Annotated in this window: 14 protein-coding genes; 6 read left to right on the forward strand and 8 right to left on the reverse strand. The window is 73.9% G+C overall.

Annotated elements, in window-relative coordinates; genetic code table 11:
* Positions 1 to 279: 279 nt before the first annotated feature.
* Positions 280 to 822, forward strand: coding sequence for a DUF4396 domain-containing protein (locus ACZ4V6_RS33205; RefSeq protein WP_467834551.1), 543 nt, complete (start codon positions 280 to 282; stop codon positions 820 to 822).
* Positions 823 to 893: 71 nt separating this feature from the next.
* Here the strand turns inward: ACZ4V6_RS33205 and ACZ4V6_RS33210 are convergent, their stop codons facing one another.
* The 3 genes from ACZ4V6_RS33210 to ACZ4V6_RS33220 all read right to left on the reverse strand — a co-directional run bounded on the left by ACZ4V6_RS33210 (position 894) and on the right by ACZ4V6_RS33220 (position 8,574).
* A complete protein-coding gene (locus ACZ4V6_RS33210; protein ID WP_467834553.1) occupies positions 894 to 1,304 on the reverse strand; it encodes a four-helix bundle copper-binding protein in 411 nt (136 codons plus the stop codon).
* A 243-nt stretch (positions 1,305 to 1,547) separates the two neighbouring features.
* Positions 1,548 to 6,455: a DNA repair ATPase gene (locus ACZ4V6_RS33215; RefSeq protein ID WP_467834555.1), complete on the reverse strand. Its 4,908-nt coding sequence runs from the start codon at positions 6,453 to 6,455 to the stop codon at positions 1,548 to 1,550.
* Between the two features lie 85 nt (positions 6,456 to 6,540).
* A complete protein-coding gene (locus tag ACZ4V6_RS33220; protein ID WP_467834557.1) occupies positions 6,541 to 8,574 on the reverse strand; it encodes a flotillin family protein in 2,034 nt (677 codons plus the stop codon).
* Positions 8,575 to 9,246: 672 nt separating this feature from the next.
* On the opposite strand from ACZ4V6_RS33220, the gene ACZ4V6_RS33225 reads away from it, so the two are divergent.
* Positions 9,247 to 9,675: a DUF7144 family membrane protein gene (locus tag ACZ4V6_RS33225; RefSeq protein WP_467834558.1), complete on the forward strand. Its 429-nt coding sequence runs from the start codon at positions 9,247 to 9,249 to the stop codon at positions 9,673 to 9,675.
* A 127-nt stretch (positions 9,676 to 9,802) separates the two neighbouring features.
* Positions 9,803 to 10,105 carry a heavy-metal-associated domain-containing protein gene (locus ACZ4V6_RS33230; RefSeq protein ID WP_467834560.1) on the forward strand — a complete coding sequence of 101 codons (303 nt, stop codon included), beginning with the start codon at positions 9,803 to 9,805 and terminating at the stop codon, positions 10,103 to 10,105.
* Positions 10,106 to 10,132: 27 nt separating this feature from the next.
* On the opposite strand, the gene ACZ4V6_RS33235 is transcribed toward ACZ4V6_RS33230, so the two are convergent.
* The 4 genes from ACZ4V6_RS33235 to ACZ4V6_RS33250 all read right to left on the reverse strand — a co-directional run bounded on the left by ACZ4V6_RS33235 (position 10,133) and on the right by ACZ4V6_RS33250 (position 14,161).
* Complete coding sequence (locus tag ACZ4V6_RS33235) at positions 10,133 to 11,509, reverse strand: HAMP domain-containing sensor histidine kinase (RefSeq protein ID WP_467834561.1); 1,377 nt, start codon at positions 11,507 to 11,509, stop codon at positions 10,133 to 10,135.
* 108 nt (positions 11,510 to 11,617) lie between these two features.
* A complete protein-coding gene (locus ACZ4V6_RS33240) occupies positions 11,618 to 12,391 on the reverse strand; it encodes a response regulator transcription factor (protein ID WP_467834562.1) in 774 nt (257 codons plus the stop codon).
* A 61-nt stretch (positions 12,392 to 12,452) separates the two neighbouring features.
* On the reverse strand, positions 12,453 to 13,055 hold the full coding sequence (locus ACZ4V6_RS33245) for a CE1759 family FMN reductase (protein ID WP_467834563.1): 603 nt from the start codon (positions 13,053 to 13,055) through the stop codon (positions 12,453 to 12,455).
* Positions 13,052 to 14,161 carry an LLM class flavin-dependent oxidoreductase gene (locus ACZ4V6_RS33250; protein WP_467834564.1) on the reverse strand — a complete coding sequence of 370 codons (1,110 nt, stop codon included), beginning with the start codon at positions 14,159 to 14,161 and terminating at the stop codon, positions 13,052 to 13,054. Before ACZ4V6_RS33250 ends, ACZ4V6_RS33245 begins: the two co-directional genes overlap by 4 nt.
* Before the next feature lie 123 nt (positions 14,162 to 14,284).
* Here ACZ4V6_RS33250 and ACZ4V6_RS33255 point away from each other — a divergent pair, with 123 nt between their 5' ends.
* On the forward strand, positions 14,285 to 14,623 hold the full coding sequence (locus ACZ4V6_RS33255) for a YnfA family protein (protein ID WP_467834565.1): 339 nt from the start codon (positions 14,285 to 14,287) through the stop codon (positions 14,621 to 14,623).
* Positions 14,624 to 14,692: 69 nt separating this feature from the next.
* On the forward strand, positions 14,693 to 15,472 hold the full coding sequence (locus tag ACZ4V6_RS33260; RefSeq protein ID WP_467834566.1) for an SDR family NAD(P)-dependent oxidoreductase: 780 nt from the start codon (positions 14,693 to 14,695) through the stop codon (positions 15,470 to 15,472).
* A gap of 21 nt (positions 15,473 to 15,493) precedes the next feature.
* On the opposite strand, the gene ACZ4V6_RS33265 is transcribed toward ACZ4V6_RS33260, so the two are convergent.
* The gene (locus tag ACZ4V6_RS33265; protein WP_467834567.1) at positions 15,494 to 16,687 is read right to left on the reverse strand and encodes an RtcB family protein; all 1,194 of its coding nucleotides are present in this window, start codon (positions 16,685 to 16,687) and stop codon (positions 15,494 to 15,496) included.
* A gap of 204 nt (positions 16,688 to 16,891) precedes the next feature.
* On the opposite strand from ACZ4V6_RS33265, the gene ACZ4V6_RS33270 reads away from it, so the two are divergent.
* Entirely contained in the window at positions 16,892 to 17,779 is an 888-nt protein-coding gene (locus ACZ4V6_RS33270) for a DUF3558 domain-containing protein (RefSeq protein ID WP_467834568.1), read from the forward strand.
* The last annotated feature ends 81 nt before the right edge of the window (positions 17,780 to 17,860 follow it).

Genomic DNA, 17,860 nt, shown 5'->3' on the forward strand with positions numbered 1-17,860 from the left:
CCACGAAGATGGCCGCGGAGATCATCACCTCGCAGAGCGCGGAGATCGAGCGGATGAACGAGCTGCTCGGCGAGGACTGACCGCGTCGCCCCGGCCGGGGCGGGTGCCGACGGCACCCGCCCCGGCTTCCTCTCCCCCTCCCGCGACCCCCGTGTCCCCCACCTCCCCGCGTCGGCCGGGCGGTCGCCGCGAACTCTTGGCGATATACCCCCAGGGGGTATATGATTCGTGTCGTGGGGGCCTCCCGGGGCCCGCGGGACATCGAATGGGGACGACGTCATGGACCACGGCACGCATCACTCCGGCGCCACGCACGGCCACGCCGCTCCCGCAGGCGGCCACGGCCACGGAGAGCACCACGACGGGCACGGGCACCACGGGCACGGTCCGGCATCGTGGGCCATGGCGGCGAGGGCGACGCTGCACTGCCTGACCGGATGCGCCATCGGGGAGATCCTCGGCATGGTGATCGGCACCGCCCTGATGTGGGGCAACGTCCCGACGATGATCCTCGCCGTCGTGCTCGCGTTCCTCTTCGGCTACTCGCTCACGCTTCTCGCGGTGCGCCGGGCCGGGCTGGACCTCAGGGCCGCGGTCAAGGTCGCACTGGCCGCCGACACCGTCTCCATCGCGGTGATGGAACTGGTCGACAACGGGATCATCGCCCTCGTGCCGGGCGCGATGGACGCGCACCTGTCGGACGGACTGTTCTGGTACGCGCTGCTCGGCGGACTCGCCGTCGCCTTCGTGCTCACCACGCCGGTCAACAAGTGGATGATCGGCCGCGGCAAGGGCCACGCCGTCGTCCACGCCTACCACTGACCCGCTCCGGTACGAGACGCCGGGCGGCCCCCCGACGATCGGGGGGCCGCCCGGCGTCGTACGGCCGCGTGTCAGCCCAGGCCGGCCAGCAGCTCGTCGCACGCCCGCTCGCAGCGCCGGCACGCCTCGGCGCAGACGCGGCAGTGCTCGTGCGCGTCCGCGTGGGAGGCGCACTCGTCGCCGCACGCCTTGCAGACGGTGGCGCAGGCCCGCAGGACGGCCCGGGTGACGCCGGCGTCGTAGCCGGTGTGCCGGGACAGCACCGACGCGGTGGCGTCGCAGACGTCGGCGCAGTCCATGTCGGTGCGGATGCACTTGGTCAGCTCACCGACCATGCCCTCCGACAGGCAGGCGTCGGCGCACGCGGTACACGCCTGGGCGCAGGCCAGGCACTCCTCGATGCACCTGGCCAGGGCTTCCCGGTCCACTCCGCCCAGGTCGGCGGGGTAGGTGCGGAGCATGTCGTTGACGGTGGTGGTCATGGGGCCGCTCCTGTTCCGTCGCCGGTGGGGCACCGGTCGGCGCCCGCTGCTCGATGCCTGCCGGGTGACACCCGGCCGCGCGCCGCAAACGGCCGCCCGGCCACTTCCACACACGCGTTCGGCCCGCCGTGCCCCGAGGGCGTGAGCGGACCGGGGGCCGGGGCGCGGGCCGGGGCACCGGGGATCCGGGCGCCGGGGCCCGCGGAACCGGCGGCGGACGTCCGCCGGCCCCGGGACGCGGCGTCACTCCCCGCCCGCCTCCGGGTGCCGGCCGGCCGGGCGGGGCGGCGGCGCCGCGACGCGGCCGATCGCCGCCTCCACGGCGCCGATCCGGTCGGCGAGCAGGCCGAGGGCGGCCACCGCCCTGGTCAGCGGGTCGTCCTCCGGCCCGCCGAGCGCCCGGCCGCGCACGTGGGCGGCCTTCACCTCGGCCCAGCGCGCCGCCTCGCCGGGCGTCAGGGTCCCCCGCAGTTCGGCCAGCTTCAGCAGGTTCGCCTCGGCGCCCGTGGTGAGGGTCTGGGCCTCGGCCCGGTAGTGGTCCTCGACGAGCGCCGACAGTTCCGCGTCGTTCATGACCGGCTGGATCCGCTGGGCGATCTTCCGCATGTTGCGGTACGACCCCTGCAGCCGGAAGGGCGGTTCGGTGCGGGCGTCGTCCGTCCGGGCGGCGGAGGCGATGTAGGCGGCGTTCACGGCGAGGACCGTCGCGCGGGCGGTGAGCAGGTGGCGCAGGACGGCGAGGACGCGCTCCAGCTCGGCCGGGGCGTAGGGGTGGGCGAGCCGGTCCGCGCGGGCCGTGGTGTCCCCCTCGGCGAGGCGGAGCAGCAGGTCGAGGTCCGCGCGGTCGCGGCCGGCGAGCGGGGCGAGGACCGGGTTGGCCGTCAGGGCGTTCTCGACGAAGCTCAGCGCGAAGACGTGCTCCTTGCCGGTGAGGACGTCGCCGAGGTTCCAGACGTCGGCGCGGTTGGCGAGCATGTCGGGGACCTGGAAGCGGGCGCCGGACTCGGTGTAGGGGTTGCCGGCCATGCACACGGCGAAGCGCTTGCCGCGCAGGTCGTAGGTGTGCGGTTCGCCGTCCCGTACGCCGTCGACGCGGCGGGTGGCGTCGCACAGCGGGATGAACTTCTGGAGCAGCTCCGGGGAGGTGTGCTGGATGTCGTCCAGGTGGAGGAGGGTGTTGTTGCCCGCCTCCAGCGCGAAGTTGATCTTCTCGATCTCCTGGCGGGCGGTGGCGTTCGGCGCCTCGGCGGGGTCGAGGGAGGTCGTGGCGTGTCCCAGGGCCGGGCCGCTGATCTTCACCAGCATCAGGCCGAGGCGGTCGGCGACGTACTCGACGAGGGTCGTCTTGCCGTAGCCGGGCGGGGAGACGAGCAGGAGGAGCCCGCCGGATCCGGTGCGGTGCGCGGCGTCGGCGGTGCCGAGCTGCTTGGCGAGGCTGTCGCCGATCAGCGGGAGGTACACCTCGTCGATGAGCCGGTTGCGGACGAAGGCCGACAGCACGCGCGGACGGTACTCGTCCAGGCGCAGCCGGGCGCGTTCGGCGGCCACCAGGGTGCCGCGGCGCTGCTGGAAGGCGCGGTGGCCGGGCACGTCGCGGGCGCGGAAGCGGCGGGTGCGGGCGAGGAGTTCGTCGACGCGGACGGGCAGGGCGCCGCCGGCGATGCGCGGGTGGGTGCCGAGCAGGCCGCGCACGGTCTCCGTCAGCGGGGCGTCGCCCGGGTAACGCGTGAGGTCCGGGCAGAGTTCGGCGGCCACCGCCTCCGCCAGGTCGCCCGGTGCGACGTCCGTGCCCGTGGCCGTGGTGTACGCGGTCAGCCACGCCTCGACCAGCTGGCGGCGGGCGGCGAGGCCGTCGAGGGCGGCGAGGTCCTCGTCGTAGGCCGGGCCGCCCACCGTGCGGCGGAACTTGTCCAGCAGGGTGCGGGTGCCGGCGCCGAGGACGAAGCCGTCGGGGCCGGCGGTCAGCTCCTCGAAGAGGTACGCGGCGGCGGCCTGCGCCCTCTCCCCGCCGATGGCCGACGCCAGCTCCCGCCGCAGGTCGGCGATGGCGGGGGCGAGCCCGAACGTGTCCCGGGCGCGGGCCAGGGAGCGGGCGCGCCGGCGCCATTCCTGGCGGGCTCCGTCCGTCGTGCCGTGCGCCCAGAACAACTGGGCGGCGGCACGGGCGGCGGGCTCGTGGCGCAGCGGGCCGGCGCCGTCGTGCAGGCGCAGCAGCGCGGTGAGGATCAGGGCGGCGTCGTGGTCGTGGACGCCCCGCTCGTACCCCTCGTCGTACGCCGCCTCGGCCGCGCCGCGGACGAGGGCGGGCAGGTCGCCGGTCCCGGCGAGGGCGGCGGGACCGTGCTCGTCGAGCAGGCGGGCGGCGAGGTGTTCGGCGCGGTAGACCTCGGGCGACTCCGACGGCAGCGGCCGGTCCCAGTAGGGGCGGGTGGCCGCGAAGTCCGGGTCGGTGACCGGGGCCCGGTAGTCGGTGCCGGTCACGGCGAAGGCCAGGCCGTCGCCGTGCGGGACCAGGGTGAGGTCGAGGGGCTGGGCGGAGACGGCGAAGCGGTGGCCGCCCAGGCGCAGGGTGCGGCCGTCGTCGGCGTACAGGTCGGTGCGGTCGCGCAGGGCGCGGGACGCCTCCTGGCGGGCGGCGTCGAGGCGGCCGTCCAGTTCCTCCGCGCGTACCGGGTCGCCCAGTTCGCGCAGTTCCGCGGCGGTGCGGCGCACCTTGGCGGGCATCGGGTCGGAGGCGAAGTAGGTGGTGACGGCGTCCGCGTCGGCGAGCGTCGCGGCACGGCGCACGACGGTGCGCAGGACGCGGGCCGCGGAGTCCGCCAGGCGTTCGGCGCGGCGGGCGCGGGCGTCGGCGAGGGACTGCTTGCGGGCGGAGAGCGCCTCGTGGATCTCGTCGCGCTTGCCGGCGAGTTCGCCGAGGAAGTCGTCGAACTCGGCGAACCGGGACTCCAGGTTCTCCACCTGGACCAGCAGGCGGGCGAGCTGCTCGTCGCACGCCTCGGGGCTGTCGGCCACCGCGAGGGCGCCGGTGACCATCTGGCCGAGGAGCGCGCACTCGGCGGCGAACCCGGCCCGGCCCTCCTGGTCGAGCAGCGTGCGGCGGCGGGCGCCGAGGACCGCGCGGGCGCGGTTGACCCCGGCGAGGGTCCCGGCGACGCGTTCCAGGACGGCGGTGCGGACGGTGGCGTCGCCGATGTCGAGCCCGGCGACGACCTCGGTCACCGTGCCGAGCCGTTCGGCCAGTTCGTCGAGGCGGGCGACGAGGGGGGCGGCCCCGGCGGCGGTGCCGATCGCCCCGGCGTCCGCGACGAGCCGCTCGACGTCCGCGTGGTACTCGGCGAAGGCGTCCTCGCGGGCCAGGTGGGCGACGGCCCGCTGCCCGAAGGCGGCCAGGTCGGTCTCGGCCCCGGCGGCGAGGTCGTCGATGCGCGCGGTGTCCGCGTACCGCATCTCCTTGAGCGTGAGCAGGTGCCCCTGCGCACGGCGGAGTTCGGACAGTCCGGTGACCCAGGCGGTGGCCCCGCGCGGCGCCTCGCCGCGCAGCCGGCGTACGACGGCGGCGAGCCGCGAGGCGGCCTCCTCGAGCGCGTCGGCCGCCCGCCGGGTCAGGGCCTGTACGTTCTCGAACTCGGCGAGCACCTGCTCGGCGGTGGCCCGTACCTGCCCCAACGGGTCGGCGAGGTCGCCCGCTTCGGGGTCGCCGAGCCAGTGGTGGGCGTCGGCCGCCCGGACGCAGGCGGCGACGAGTTCCGCGTAGACGCCGCTGGTCGGGGTGGTCTCCGTGGCGGCCCTGGTGACGGACAGGCAGTCGGAGATGCCCCGGACGAGGTCGGGGTTGCCGATGCGGGCCAGCGGGCCGCCGCCGGCGGGGCGGGCGGCGGCGTACGTGTCGGACACGAACGGGGACGTCCACCGCTGGACCGGGTGCACCCGGGCCGGCTCGTCGCCCTCGGTGCGCAGCAGGGTGAGCGTGCCGTCGTCGAACAGCGCCCAGCCCCGGCAGGACAGCGGTGCGGCGGCCTCCTTGCGGATCAGGTTGTACGGCAGCAGCAGGGTGCGTCCGTGCGCGGGCGCGTGGAACGCGTACAGCACGTCCTCGCCGTTCGGCGAGCGCACCTCGCGCTCGAACTCGAGACCGTCCGCGTCGAGTTCGTACGTGCGGTGGGTGCCGGTGGCCAGGTAGTGGCCGCCGGGGAAGATGATGCCCTGGTCGTCGGGGAGGCGGCGGCAGGCCTGTCCGACGGCGTCGAGCCGGACGACCGTCCTGGTGAGCGTGTTGAACACCAGGTACCGGTCGGTCTCCTCCTTGTAGGGGCGCACGCGCAGCAGGATGAGGGCGCCGACGCGCGCGTGGGCGATGTCCGCGTCGGCGAGGGCCTGCAGCGGCTCGGTGACCGGCTCGCTGTGGATGCCCTCCGCCGTCTCCGTGTCGTCGTCCACCTTCACGGTGAGGGTGCCGCCGACGGCGGAGACGAAGACCTCGCCCCCGACGGAGACGTGCGGGTGGCGGCCGAGGACGTGGTCCTCGCGGGTCGTCCCGGTCCACGGGAAGTCGTGGGCGGGCGGCAGGACGTGGTCGCGGTCGCCGCGCGCGTCCAGGAAGGACGCCCGCCCGTCGTCGGTGAGCGCCCAGCGCAGCACGCGGATGTCGTCGGCCTTCTCGCCGGTGCGGAACACGGCGAGCAGCCTGCCCTCGACGCGGCGCAGCCGCAGCAGGGTGGCCTCGCGGTAGTAGCGGTACAGGGCCGCGAACTCCCGGACGAAGGCGGGGTCGTCGAGCAGGCCGGGGACGGCGTCCTCGGGCAGCCGGTTCAGGTCCCCGTCGTGCAGCGCGAACACGTCGCCCACCGAGGCCTCGGTCCGGGTGGCGAAGGCCGTGTTGTGGCCGAGGAGCAGTCTCCCGCCGACGGCGACGACGTCCTGGGGCACGCAGGGCCGCTCGGTCCGCAGCCGCTCGGTGCCGGCGAGCTCCAGCCCGGCCGAGCCGAACTCCTCGACCCGGCGGGCGTTCAGCGCCTCGGCCCGCCGGGCCAGCTCGGCGGCCTGGGCGGTGAGCCGGTCGCGCAGCACCTCGTAGGTGCCGGTGTCCAGCGCTTCGCGGGAGCCGGTGCCCGGTGTCCCGTGCGCGCTGGTGTCCGCCCCGGTTGCCATGGGGATCCTTTCCGCGAGTGGGCTCTAAAGCCGCCGCCCCCGTGTGGCGGGCGGCTTCGGAGGACGACGTGGTCGGGCGCTGCCGTCAGCTCCTGGCGCTGCCGTTGAGCGACGTCAGCGGGGCGTCCGCGAGCCCCAGTTCCCCCGCCCTGTCGAGCAGCTTCTGCACCTGGTCCGCGTGTGCGCCGCCCGTCCTCATCAACTTCATCAGCAGCGCGGAGACGGTCAGGTTCTGCACGTCGGCCGTGGAGACCGGGCCGAGGATCCGGCCGAGGTCGTCGGCGAGGTTCGACGTGCCGTCCAGCCACGGCCGGGCCAGGGCCTGCGCCGTCTCGGAGTGCTGGACGAAGCCGTCCACGCCCTTGCCGAGCGCGATGGAGGACATCAGGCGGTCGAAGAACACCGACTCGCCGCCGACGATGTCGATGTCGGCGTTCTCCAGTCCGGTGGCCAGCACGGTCGCCTGTGCCTCGGCGACCTGCCGCTGCACCTCCAGCCCGGCCAGCCGGACGTCCTTCTCGGCCTCCAGGCGCAGCCGGTACTCCTCGTGCGCGCGGGACGCCTCGTCGAGCGCGGCCATCGCCGCCGCCTTCTCGGTCAGGCCGGCCGCCTCGGCCTTGAGCTTCTCGCCGACGCCCTCGGCCTCGGCCAGCGCCTTGGCCCGTACGCCCTCCGCCTCGGCGCGCATCCGGGCCTCGGCCGCCTGGGCCTCCGCACGGCCCGCCTTCTCGATGACCTCGGCCTCCTTGTCGCGGACCTCGACGGCGGCCAGTCCCTCCGCCGCGCTCTCGGCCCGGACGGCCTCGGCGAGCTTCAGCTTGGCCTGCGCGTCCAGGTCGGCGCTCTTCAGCCGGGCCTCGGCCATGGTCAGTTCCTCGGCCGCGCGGTGGGTGGCGGCCTGCTCGGCGGCCTCCGCCGCCTTGATGTCCTTGACCAGCCTCTCCTGCGCCTCCGCCTCGGCCGCGATGATCACGGCCTGCCGCTGCCGCTCGGCCTCCTCCACCGCGCGGAGCTTCTTGATGGACTCCTCCTGCTCGGCGACCGTGCGGTCCACGGCGACCCGCTCGCGGATGACCTCGGCGATCTCCCGCTTCTCCGCCTCGACCTCCTTCTCGGCCGCGATCCGGGTCAGCGCGGTCTCCCGCTCCCGCGCGATGACCTCCAGCAGCCGGTCCTTCTCGATGCGCTCGTTCTCGATGGCGATGACCCGTTCCCGGTTCTTCGCGGCGACGGCGACCTCACGGGCCTGGTTCTCGCGCTGGACGCCGAGCTGCTCCTCGGTGCGCAGGAACGCGCCCTGCGCGCGCAGCCGTTCCTCCTCCACGACGCGTGCCGTCTCGGCCTCCTCGCGGGCCCGCACGGTCTCGATCTCCCGCTTCTGCTTGATCTCGGCGTCGACCTGGCGGCGCTCCAGCTCCAGGATCGCCTCCCGGGCGTCGACGTTCTGCCGGGTGATCTCCTTCTCCTCGGTGCGCTGGGCCTCGTTGGTGCGCACGTGCTCCACGGCCGTGAGCTCCGTGATCTTGCGTATGCCCTGCGCGTCGAGGACGTTGGCCGGATCGAGCTGGGACAGCGGCGTCTGCTCCAGGTAGTCGATCGCCGCGTCCTCCAGGTGGTAGCCGTTGAGGTCGACGCCGATGACCTCGATGATCCGGTACCGCAGTTCCTCGCGCTTGGTGTAGAGGTCGGTGAAGTCCAGCTGCTTGCCGACGGTCTTCAGCGCCTCGGAGAACTTCGCGTGGAACAGCTCCTGCAGGGTGTCGCGGTCGCTCGCCCGCGCCGTGCCGACCGCCTGGGCGACCTTGACGACGTCCTCGACGGTCTTGTTGACCTTCACGAAGAACGAGATGCGGATGTCCGCGCGGATGTTGTCCCGGCAGATCAGGCCCTCCTTGCCGGCCCGGGTGATCTCGATGGTCTTCACCGAGATGTCCATCACCTCGGCCCGGTGCAGCACCGGCAGGACGACCTGCCCGGTGAAGGTCACGTCGACCTTGCGCATCTTGGAGACGATGAGCGCCTTGCCCTGCTCCACCTTGCGGAACAGCCGGGAGACGACGAGTACGGCGAGCAGGCAGAGGACGACGAGCGCGCCCACGCCCACGGTCATGGCATTCATCAGCACGTCCTTGGCGGCTAGGAGAGGCGAGCCCGCTCAGGGCCCGGAGGCGTCACAGCGGCGGCCGGTGCGGCACGGCACCGCGGGGTTCGGGCGGCCGTCCGGACGGCACCGCGAGGTTCAGGCGGCCGTCCGGGACGGCCCGCGTTCGTCGGGGAGGAGCCGGCGCCACGGCCGTACGACGGCCCGGGGCGCACGCCGTGCGGTGACGGGCGCGGCGGCGAGGACCGCGAGCGCGGCCGGCACGGCTGCGGGGGCCGGGGGGACGACGGGGCCGGGCCGGCCAGAGCGGCGGGAGCCGACGGCGCTCCGCGGAGCGGCGGTGCGGGGGACGGCGGGGATCCCGGCGGCGGCTTCGACGAACGCCCGCATGCCCTACCCCCCGTGATCCCGTCCGGGTCCCACCCGTGACAGCGACGGCACGTCGGGCTCCGAGGGGCCACCTGCCGGTGCCCGGCATCGGAGCCGTCCCACGTGCTCCCCTTGCCTCCATCCTGCCGACCGGCGCGTCCCACCGCATTGCCGACTTCCGGCAGTCTTCCCCCGCGTCTTCATGCCGGGGCCCGTCGGCACTTTCACCCGAACGGCCTACACCCGGTCGTCGTCGTCCGGTTGCGGGCGAACACTGGGGAGTGCCCGCGCACCGCGGACTCCGAGGGACGGAGAACGACCATGGCCAACGCCACCCGCAGCACCGGAGCCCGGCCCGGAGACACCAAGGCCGCCTGGGCCTCCGGCGGCGTCGTCCTCGCCGGCGTGCTGATGATGATCGAGGGCCTCTTCGGCGTCTTCAGCGGCATCGCCGCCATCGCGAAGGACGACGTCTACACGACCGTCGGCGACTACGTCTTCAAGTTCAATCTCACCTCCTGGGGCTGGATCCACCTGATCCTCGGCGCCCTCGTGGCCATCACCGGGTGGGGCGTTCTCGCGGGCGCCGCCTGGGCGCGGGGCCTCGGCGTCGGGCTCACCGCCCTCTTCGTGATCCTGCAGTTCATCTGGCTGCCCTACACCCCGCTCTGGGCGATCATCTCCATCGGCGTCGGCGTCTTCGTCATCTGGGCGCTGTGCACCGACCACGGCCGCACGTCGTCGGCCTGAGCGCCGGTCCGGGTGCCGGGGCACTTTCCAGGTACCCCCTAGGGGTATACAGTGGGCAGCACGTGAGGCGCCGTGAGAAGCGCGCCCCACGTGCTGCCCACCTGTCGACGACCCCGAGGAGGACGCCATGACCGCCGACCAGAAGAACTCCGGCTCCTGCTGCACCACCGACGGCTCCTGCCACTCCGGCGCCACGGCGGAGAGCGGCCGGGACGCCGGCGTCACCACCGTCTACAAGGTGACCGGCATGACCTGCGGCCACTGCGAGGGCGCGGTCTCCGAGGAGATCTCCGCGCTGGCGGGGGTCACCGCGGTCAAGGCCGTCGCCGCCACCGGCGAGGTCACCGTCACCTCCGCCGCCCCGCTCGACGAGGCGGCCGTCCGCGCCGCCGTCGACGAGGCGGGGTACGAACTGGCCGGCACGGCCTGAGCCGCCCGGCGACGGCCCGTACCGCCGTCAGACCGCGCCGCCCGGCGGCTCGTCCCGCGCAGGGACCTCGCCCACCGTGAACCCGATCACCGATCCGCCCCCCTCCCGCCGGTGGGCGAACGGCGCTCCGCCGTGCGCCAGCGCCACCTCCCGCACGATGGACAGGCCGAGGCCCGAGCCGGGCTGGGAGCGGGCGTCGGCGGCGCGGTAGAAGCGGTCGAAGACGCGGACCAGGTCGGCGTCGGTGATGCCGGGACCGCGGTCGCGGACCTCGACGCTGATCGTGCCGGGCCGGGCCGGACCGGCGACGACGACCTCGATGGGGCCCGTGCCGTCCCGGTCGAACTTGGCGGCGTTCTCGACCAGGTTGGAGATCGCGCGGGTCAGCATGACGGGCCGGCCGGCCGTCGTCGTGTCGCCGCAGGCCCGCACGCTGATCTCGCGCCCGGTGCGGCGCCGGGCGTGGGTCGCCACCTCGTACGCGATCTCCCCGAGGTCGACCGGCCGCACCGGCTCCGTCCCGGACTGGCCGGCCGCCAGCTCGACCAGCTCGTTCACCAGGTCGGTCAGCTCCCGGGCCTCCTGCCCCAGGTCGGCGACCAGTTCCTCGCGCGCGTCGGGCGGCAGCTCGTCGATCCGGCGCAGCAGCGAGATGTTGGTGCGCAGCGAGGTCAGCGGGGTGCGCAGCTCGTGGCCCGCGTCCTGGACCAGGCGCCGCTGGTCCTCCTCCGACTGGGCGAGCCGGCCCAGCATGCGGTCGAAGGCGCGGCCCAGCCGGCCCACCTCGTCGTACCCGGTGACCGGTACCTGGATGCCGAGCCTGCGGGTGCGGGCGACGTCCTCGGCGGCGGAGGTGAGGGCGATCAGGCGCCGGGTGATGCGCCGTGCCAGCCACCAGCCGCACAGGCCCGCCGCGGTCACCACCGCGCCCATCAGCACCCAGGTGCGCTGCTGCAGCGCCCGCAGCAGGTCCTCGGTGTCGCTGAACTCCTGCGCCACCTGCACGGCGCCCCGGCCGTCACCGAGGGCGACGGTCGCGACCCGGTAGACGTCGTGGCCGACGTCCACGCCCTGGTGCTGCACCATCCGCCCGGCCACCGCCGCGGCCGCCGTGCGCCGGTCGTCGCCGGTCACCGGCAGCCGGCGGCCGGCCGGGTCGGAGACCTCGCCGTCCGGCCCCAGCACCTGCACGTCCGTACGGGCCGGGCGCACGATGTCGTGGCCGGGCGCGGACGAGGAGAAGTCGCCGGGCGACATCGGCCGCTGCCGCACCTCGGCGCGCAGGTCCTGCACGACCTGGTCGAAGACGGACTCCTGGTCCACCCGCACCAGCCGCGCGGCGGCGTTGTACGACAACACGCCGACGAGGACCGTGACGACGGCCGTGACCGTCGCGAACGACACGGCGAACGTGGTCCGCAGCGACCGCAGCCACGGCCGCCGTCCCCGGCCCCCCGTCCCCGTCCCGCCGCCCGCTGCGCCCCGGCCGCCCGGTCCGGACGAGGTGCCCACTCAGCCCTCCCGCAGCACGTAACCCACCCCGCGCACGGTCTGGATCAGCTGCGGGGCGCCCGGCTGGTCGAGCTTGCGGCGCAGGTAGCCGACGTAGACGGCGAGGTTCTTCGAGCCGGGGCCGAAGTCGTAGCCCCAGATGCGGTCGTAGATCGTGGAGTGGTCGAGGACGATCCCCGCGTTGCGGACCAGCAGTTCCAGCAGCTCGAACTCGGTGCGGGTCAGCTCCAGCTCCCGCTCGCCCCGCCAGGCGCGGCGTGCCTGCGGGTCCATGCGCAGCCCGGCCGCCTCCAGGTACCGGGCGTCGGGCTCCCCGCGTTCCGGGGCCCGCCCGGGCGCGTCCTCCCCCGCCGGGGCGTCCCCGGCGGCCGCCGCCCCGCTGCCGTCCGTCTCCGTCCGGTCGGTGCGGTCGGTGCGGCGCAGCAGGGCGCGCAGCCGGGCGAAGACCTCCTCGACGTCGAACGGCTTGACCACGTAGTCGTCGGCGCCCGCGTCCAGGCCCGCGATGCGGTCCGCGGTCTCCACGAGCGCCGTCAGCATCAGGATGGGCGTGCCGTCGCCCTCGGCGCGCAGCACCCGGCAGACCTGGAGGCCGTCGACGCCCGGCATCATCACGTCGAGGACCAGCACGTCCGGGCGGCTGGTGCGGGCCTGCGCCAGCGCCTCGGCGCCGTCGGCGACCGCGGTGACCCGGTAGCCCTCCAGGGTGAGGGCGCGCTCCAGGGCGTGCCGGATGGCGCGGTCGTCTTCGGCGAGCAGAACAGTCCGGGGCACCCCTCCAGTCTGCCAAGGCCGGGGGCCCCGCGAGCGGGCGGCCGGACTTCTCACCCGGATCTCACCCGGCGGGCCGCAGCGCGGCGAGCCGTTCCTCGAAGGGCACGACCTCGACGGTGTCCCCGGCCGGCTTCCGGACCGCCGACAGCCCGGTCATCAGCGCGGCCAGCTCCCCCGCCGCCCGCTCGATGCGCCCGTCGAGCCCCTCGGCGCCCCAGTCCTCGGAGGCGGCGTAGACGCCGGTGGGGACGACGACGGCCTTGAGGTGGGCGAAGAGCGGGCGCAGCGCGTGCTCCAGCACCAGCGAGTGCCGGGCCGTGCCGCCGGTCGCCGCGATCAGCACCGGCTTCCCGGCCAGGGCGTCCGGCTCGGTGGCGCCCAGCGCGTCGAAGAAGGACTTGAACAGTCCGCTGTACGACGCGGAGAACACCGGTGTGACGACGATCAGGCCGTCGGCCGCCCGCACGGCGTCGAAGGCCGCGGACAGCTCCCGTCCGGGGAACCCGTTGGTGAAGGTGTGCGCGATCTCCACCGCGAGGTCGCGCAGCTCCACGACCCGCACCTCGGCCGAGGTCCGCCCGGCGGCCCGGGCGGCCAGCCGGTCGGCCAGCAGCCGGGTGGAGGACGGGACGCTCAGTCCCGCGGAGACGACGACGAGCTTCATGCCCGCGCTCCTTCCTGGTCGACGGCCCGCGCGCCGTCCTTGGCGGCGAGCAGGGAGGCGTGGGTGGGGGCGTCCGGCACGTTCGCCGGGCGGTTCTTGGCGAACTCCTCGCGCAGCACCGGCACGACCTCCTCGCCGAGCAGGTCGAGCTGTTCCAGGACGGTCTTCAGGGGCAGTCCGGCGTGGTCCATCAGGAACAGCTGGCGCTGGTAGTCACCGGCGTAGTCGCGGAAGGCGAGGGTCTTCTCGATCACCTGCTGCGGGGAGCCGACGGTCAGCGGGGTCTGCGCGGTGAACTCCTCCAGCGACGGGCCGTGGCCGTAGACCGGGGCGACGTCGAAGTACGGGCGGAACTCGCGCACCGCGTCCTGGCTGTTCTTCCGCATGAACACCTGGCCGCCCAGGCCGACGATCGCCTGCTCGGGCGTGCCGTGCCCGTAGTGGGCGTACCGGGTCCGGTACAGCTCGACCATGCGCTTGGTGTGGTCGGCGGGCCAGAAGATGTTGTTGTGGAAGAAGCCGTCGCCGTAGTACGCGGCCTGCTCGGCGATCTCCGGGGAGCGGATCGAGCCGTGCCAGACGAACGGCGCGACACCGTCCAGCGGGCGGGGCGTGGACGTGAAGCCCTGGAGCGGCGTGCGGAACTTGCCCTCCCAGTTCACGACGTCCTCGCGCCACAGCCGGTGCAGCAGGGCGTAGTTCTCGATCGTGAGGTTGATGCCCTCGCGGATGTCCTTGCCGAACCAGGGATAGACCGGGCCGGTGTTGCCGCGCCCCATCATCAGGTCCGTCCGGCCGTCGGCCAGGTGCTGGAGCATCGCGAAGTCCTCGGCGATCTTCACCGGGTCGTTCGTGGTGATCAGGGTGGTGGAGGTGGACAGGATCAGCCGCTCGGTGCGCGCCGCGATGTAGCCGAGCATGGTGGTCGGCGACGAGGGCACGAACGGCGGGTTGTGGTGCTCGCCGGTCGCGAAGACGTCGAGGCCGACCTCCTCGGCCTTCAGCGCGATGGCGACCATGGCCTTGATGCGCTCACGCTCGGTCGGCGTACGCCCGGTGGTCGGGTCCGGAGTGACGTCACCGACGGTGAAGATGCCGAACTGCATGATCGCTCAACCTCCAAGTTGTTGACGGTTCAACTATACCCGTCGAACGATCCGGCCCCGGACGTTATTCCAGCCCCCTCCCCCGGCCCCGCCCCACGCCCCCCGCCGTGCGAAGCTGCCCGCATGCTCGTCCTGCGCTCCGCCGCCCTGTTCGCCGTCGCCGCCCTCTTCGAGATCGGCGGCGCCTGGCTGGTCTGGCAGGGCGTGCGCGAACAGCGCGGCTGGCTGTGGGCGGCCGGCGGCGTCCTCGCCCTCGGCGCCTACGGCTTCGTCGCCACCTTCCAGCCCGACGCCCACTTCGGCCGCATCCTCGCCGCGTACGGCGGCGTCTTCGTCGCCGGCTCGATCCTGTGGGGCATGGTCGCCGACGGCTACCGCCCCGACCGCTGGGACGTGACGGGCGCGCTGGTCTGCCTGGCCGGGATGGCCCTGATCATGTGGGCCCCGCGCAACGGCGGCTGACCACGCCGGCCGACCGCGCCGGCTGACTACGCTGGGCGGCGACCGGTCGTACGAACCAAGGAGCAGCCCATGGCCACCGCAGCCGCCCCGTCCGCCGCCGCCCGCATCGCCGTCGTCACCGGTGCGAGCAGCGGCATCGGCGCCGCCACGGCCCGGCAGCTCGCCGCCGCCGGCTACCGCGTCGTCCTCACGGCCCGCCGCAAGGACCGCATCGAGGCGCTGGCCGAGGAGATCCAGGCCGCGGGCCACAAGGCGACGGCCTACCCCCTGGACGTCACCGACCGCGCGGCGGTCGACGAGTTCGCGACCGCGTTCAAGGCGGTCGGCGTCCTCGTCAACAACGCGGGCGGCGCGCTCGGCGCCGACCCGGTGGCCACCGGCGACCCGGACGACTGGCGCCGGATGTACGAGACGAACGTCATCGGCACCCTCAACCTCACCCAGGCGCTCCTGCCCAAGCTGGAGGCGAGCGGCGACGGCACGGTCGTGATCGTCTCCTCGACCGCCGGCTTCGCCACCTACGAGGGCGGCGCGGGCTACGTCGCCGCCAAGCACGGGGAGCACGTCCTCGCCGAGACCCTCCGTCTGGAGATCGTCGGCCGCCCCGTCCGCGTCGTCGAGATCGCGCCCGGCATGGTCAAGACCGACGAGTTCGCCCTGACCCGCTTCGGCGGCGACGAGGAGAAGGCGGCCAGGGTCTACGCCGGCGTCCCGGACCCCCTGACCGCCGACGACGTCGCCGACACCATCACGTGGGCGGTCACCCGCCCCGCCCACGTCAACATCGACCTCCTGGTCGTCCGCCCCCGCGCCCAGGCGTCGAACACCAAGGTCCACCGCGAGGGCTGACGCCGGACGGCGCCCCGGGCGTCAGCCCTTCACGCAGACGACCTGCTTCAGCTTCGCCACGACCTCCACGAGGTCGCGCTGCTGGTCGATGACCTGCTCGATCGGCTTGTAGGCGCCCGGGATCTCGTCCACGACGCCGGCGTCCTTGCGGCACTCCACGCCCCGCGTCTGCTCCTCCAGGTCCTTGGTGGAGAAGCGCCGCTTGGCGGCGTTGCGGCTCATGCGCCGGCCCGCGCCGTGGGAGGCGGAGTTGAAGGACTTGTCGTTGCCGAGGCCCTTGACGATGTACGAGCCCGTGCCCATGGAGCCCGGGATGATGCCGTAGTCCCCGGACCCCGCGCGGATCGCTCCCTTGCGGGTCACCAGCAGGTCCATGCCCTCGTACCGCTCCTCCGCCACGTAGTTGTGATGGCAGGAGATCTCCTGCTCGAAGACCGGCTTCGCCTTCTTGAATTCCTTGCGGATCACATTCTTGAAGAGCGCCATCATGAGGGTGCGGTTGTACTTGGCGTATTCCTGGGCCCAGAACAGGTCGTTGCGGTACGCCGCCATCTGCGGGGTGTCCGCGACGAACACCGCGAGGTCGCGGTCGACCAGACCCTGGTTGTGCGGAAGCTTCTGGGCCATGCCGATGTGGTGCTCGGCCAGCTCCTTGCCGATGTTGCGGGAACCGGAGTGGAGCATGAGCCAGACCGAACCGGACATGTCGATGCACAGCTCGATGAAATGATTTCCGGATCCCAGCGTGCCCATCTGCTTGGCCGCCCGTTCCCGCCTGAACCTGACTTCGTCGGCCACCCCGTCGAACCGCCCCCAGAAGTCGTCCCACCCCGCGGTCGCCAGACCGTGGAAGCGGCCCGGGTCGACGGGGTCGTCGTGCATCCCGCGGCCCACCGGGATCGCCTGCTCGATCCTCGACCGCAGCCGCGACAGGTCGCCCGGGAGGTCGTCCGCCGTCAGGGACGTCTTCACCGCCGACATCCCGCAGCCGATGTCCACCCCCACCGCCGCCGGGCACACCGCGCCCCGCATCGCGATCACGGACCCGACCGTCGCGCCCTTGCCGTAGTGCACGTCCGGCATGACCGCCAGACCCTTGATCCACGGCAGGGTCGCGACGTTGCGCAGCTGCTGGAGCGCCACGTCCTCGACCGTCGCCGGGTCGGTCCACATGCGGATCGGCACCTTCGCGCCCGGTATCTCCACGTACGACATATCGTCCTCATTCCCCCGGAAACACAACAGAAGTCTCGAAGCGCAGAACCGGCGCCAAGGGCGGCCGAAGAGACAGCCGACCGGCGTTCACGGCGGCGCGTGCGGTACACATTGTCTGCAGGGGGCGCCCCCGCGCGGCAAGCGAATAACCAGCGGGGACACTGGAGTACCGACCACAGCCACACCGGCGAGAGGAGCCGCACCGTGCAGCGGAAGGCCTACGTACCCGGCGTCGCCGCCCTGCTGGCGGCGCTGCTGGCCGGCTGCACCGGCGGCCCGGACGACGGTGCCACGACGGACCACTCCAACCCCGGGCAGCCCGGCGTCGCCGGCCAGGCGGCGCGGCCCGGCAAGTACCGCACGCTCCCGGAGCCGTGCCGCGCGGTCGGCCGCAAGACGCTCGACTCGCTGCTGCCCGGCATCCAGGAGATCGCGGACGAGCAGCAGCGCGAGAAGGAGTACGCCGGCGAGCCGACGCTCGCGTACGACACCGACCGCAAGGTCGGCTGCCGTTGGAAGGTGGAGTCGGCGGACGCCACCGACCACCTCTTCGTCGACTTCGAGCGGGTGGTGTCGTACGACAGCTCCGTGAGCGACGACAGCGAGGCCGAGCGGCTCTTCGCCCAGCAGGTGGAGGCGGCCCACCTGCCCGAGCCGGTCGTCTCGGAGACGGCCTCGGGGCCGGAGTCGGCGTCGGGGTCCGCGCCGGCCTCCGGGTCCCCGTCCGGCACCCCGTCGTCCGGCGCGTCGCCCGCCGGTCCGGGCGCCCCGTCCTCCGCGTCGGCCCCGGGGTCCACGCCGCCCGCCTCGCCCTCGTCGAGCCCGTCCGCCTCCGACGGCGCCCCCACCGACCTCCAGCCGCGCCTCCTGGACGACCTGGGCGACGAGGCGTTCCTGGACGACGAGCTGAGCGGCTCCGGTTCGACGGCGGAACGGCGCACGGTGACTGTGGCGTTCCGCACGTCGAACGTGATGGTGACCGTCGAGTACGCGGAGCAGTCGGCGACGGTCGGAGTCGTGCCCGACAGCAAGGAAATGCAGGACAGGGCGCGGAAACTCGCTTCCCAGCTGGCGGACTCGCTGGGTGGCTGAGCCCGCCCCGGCCCCGTGCGGGTCGCCCGTGGGACGCGGTGGGCCGGACCGTGCGCGGTGCCGGACGCGTACCGTGATCTC

It is taken from the genome of Streptomyces sp. NPDC029152 (assembly GCF_055564355.1).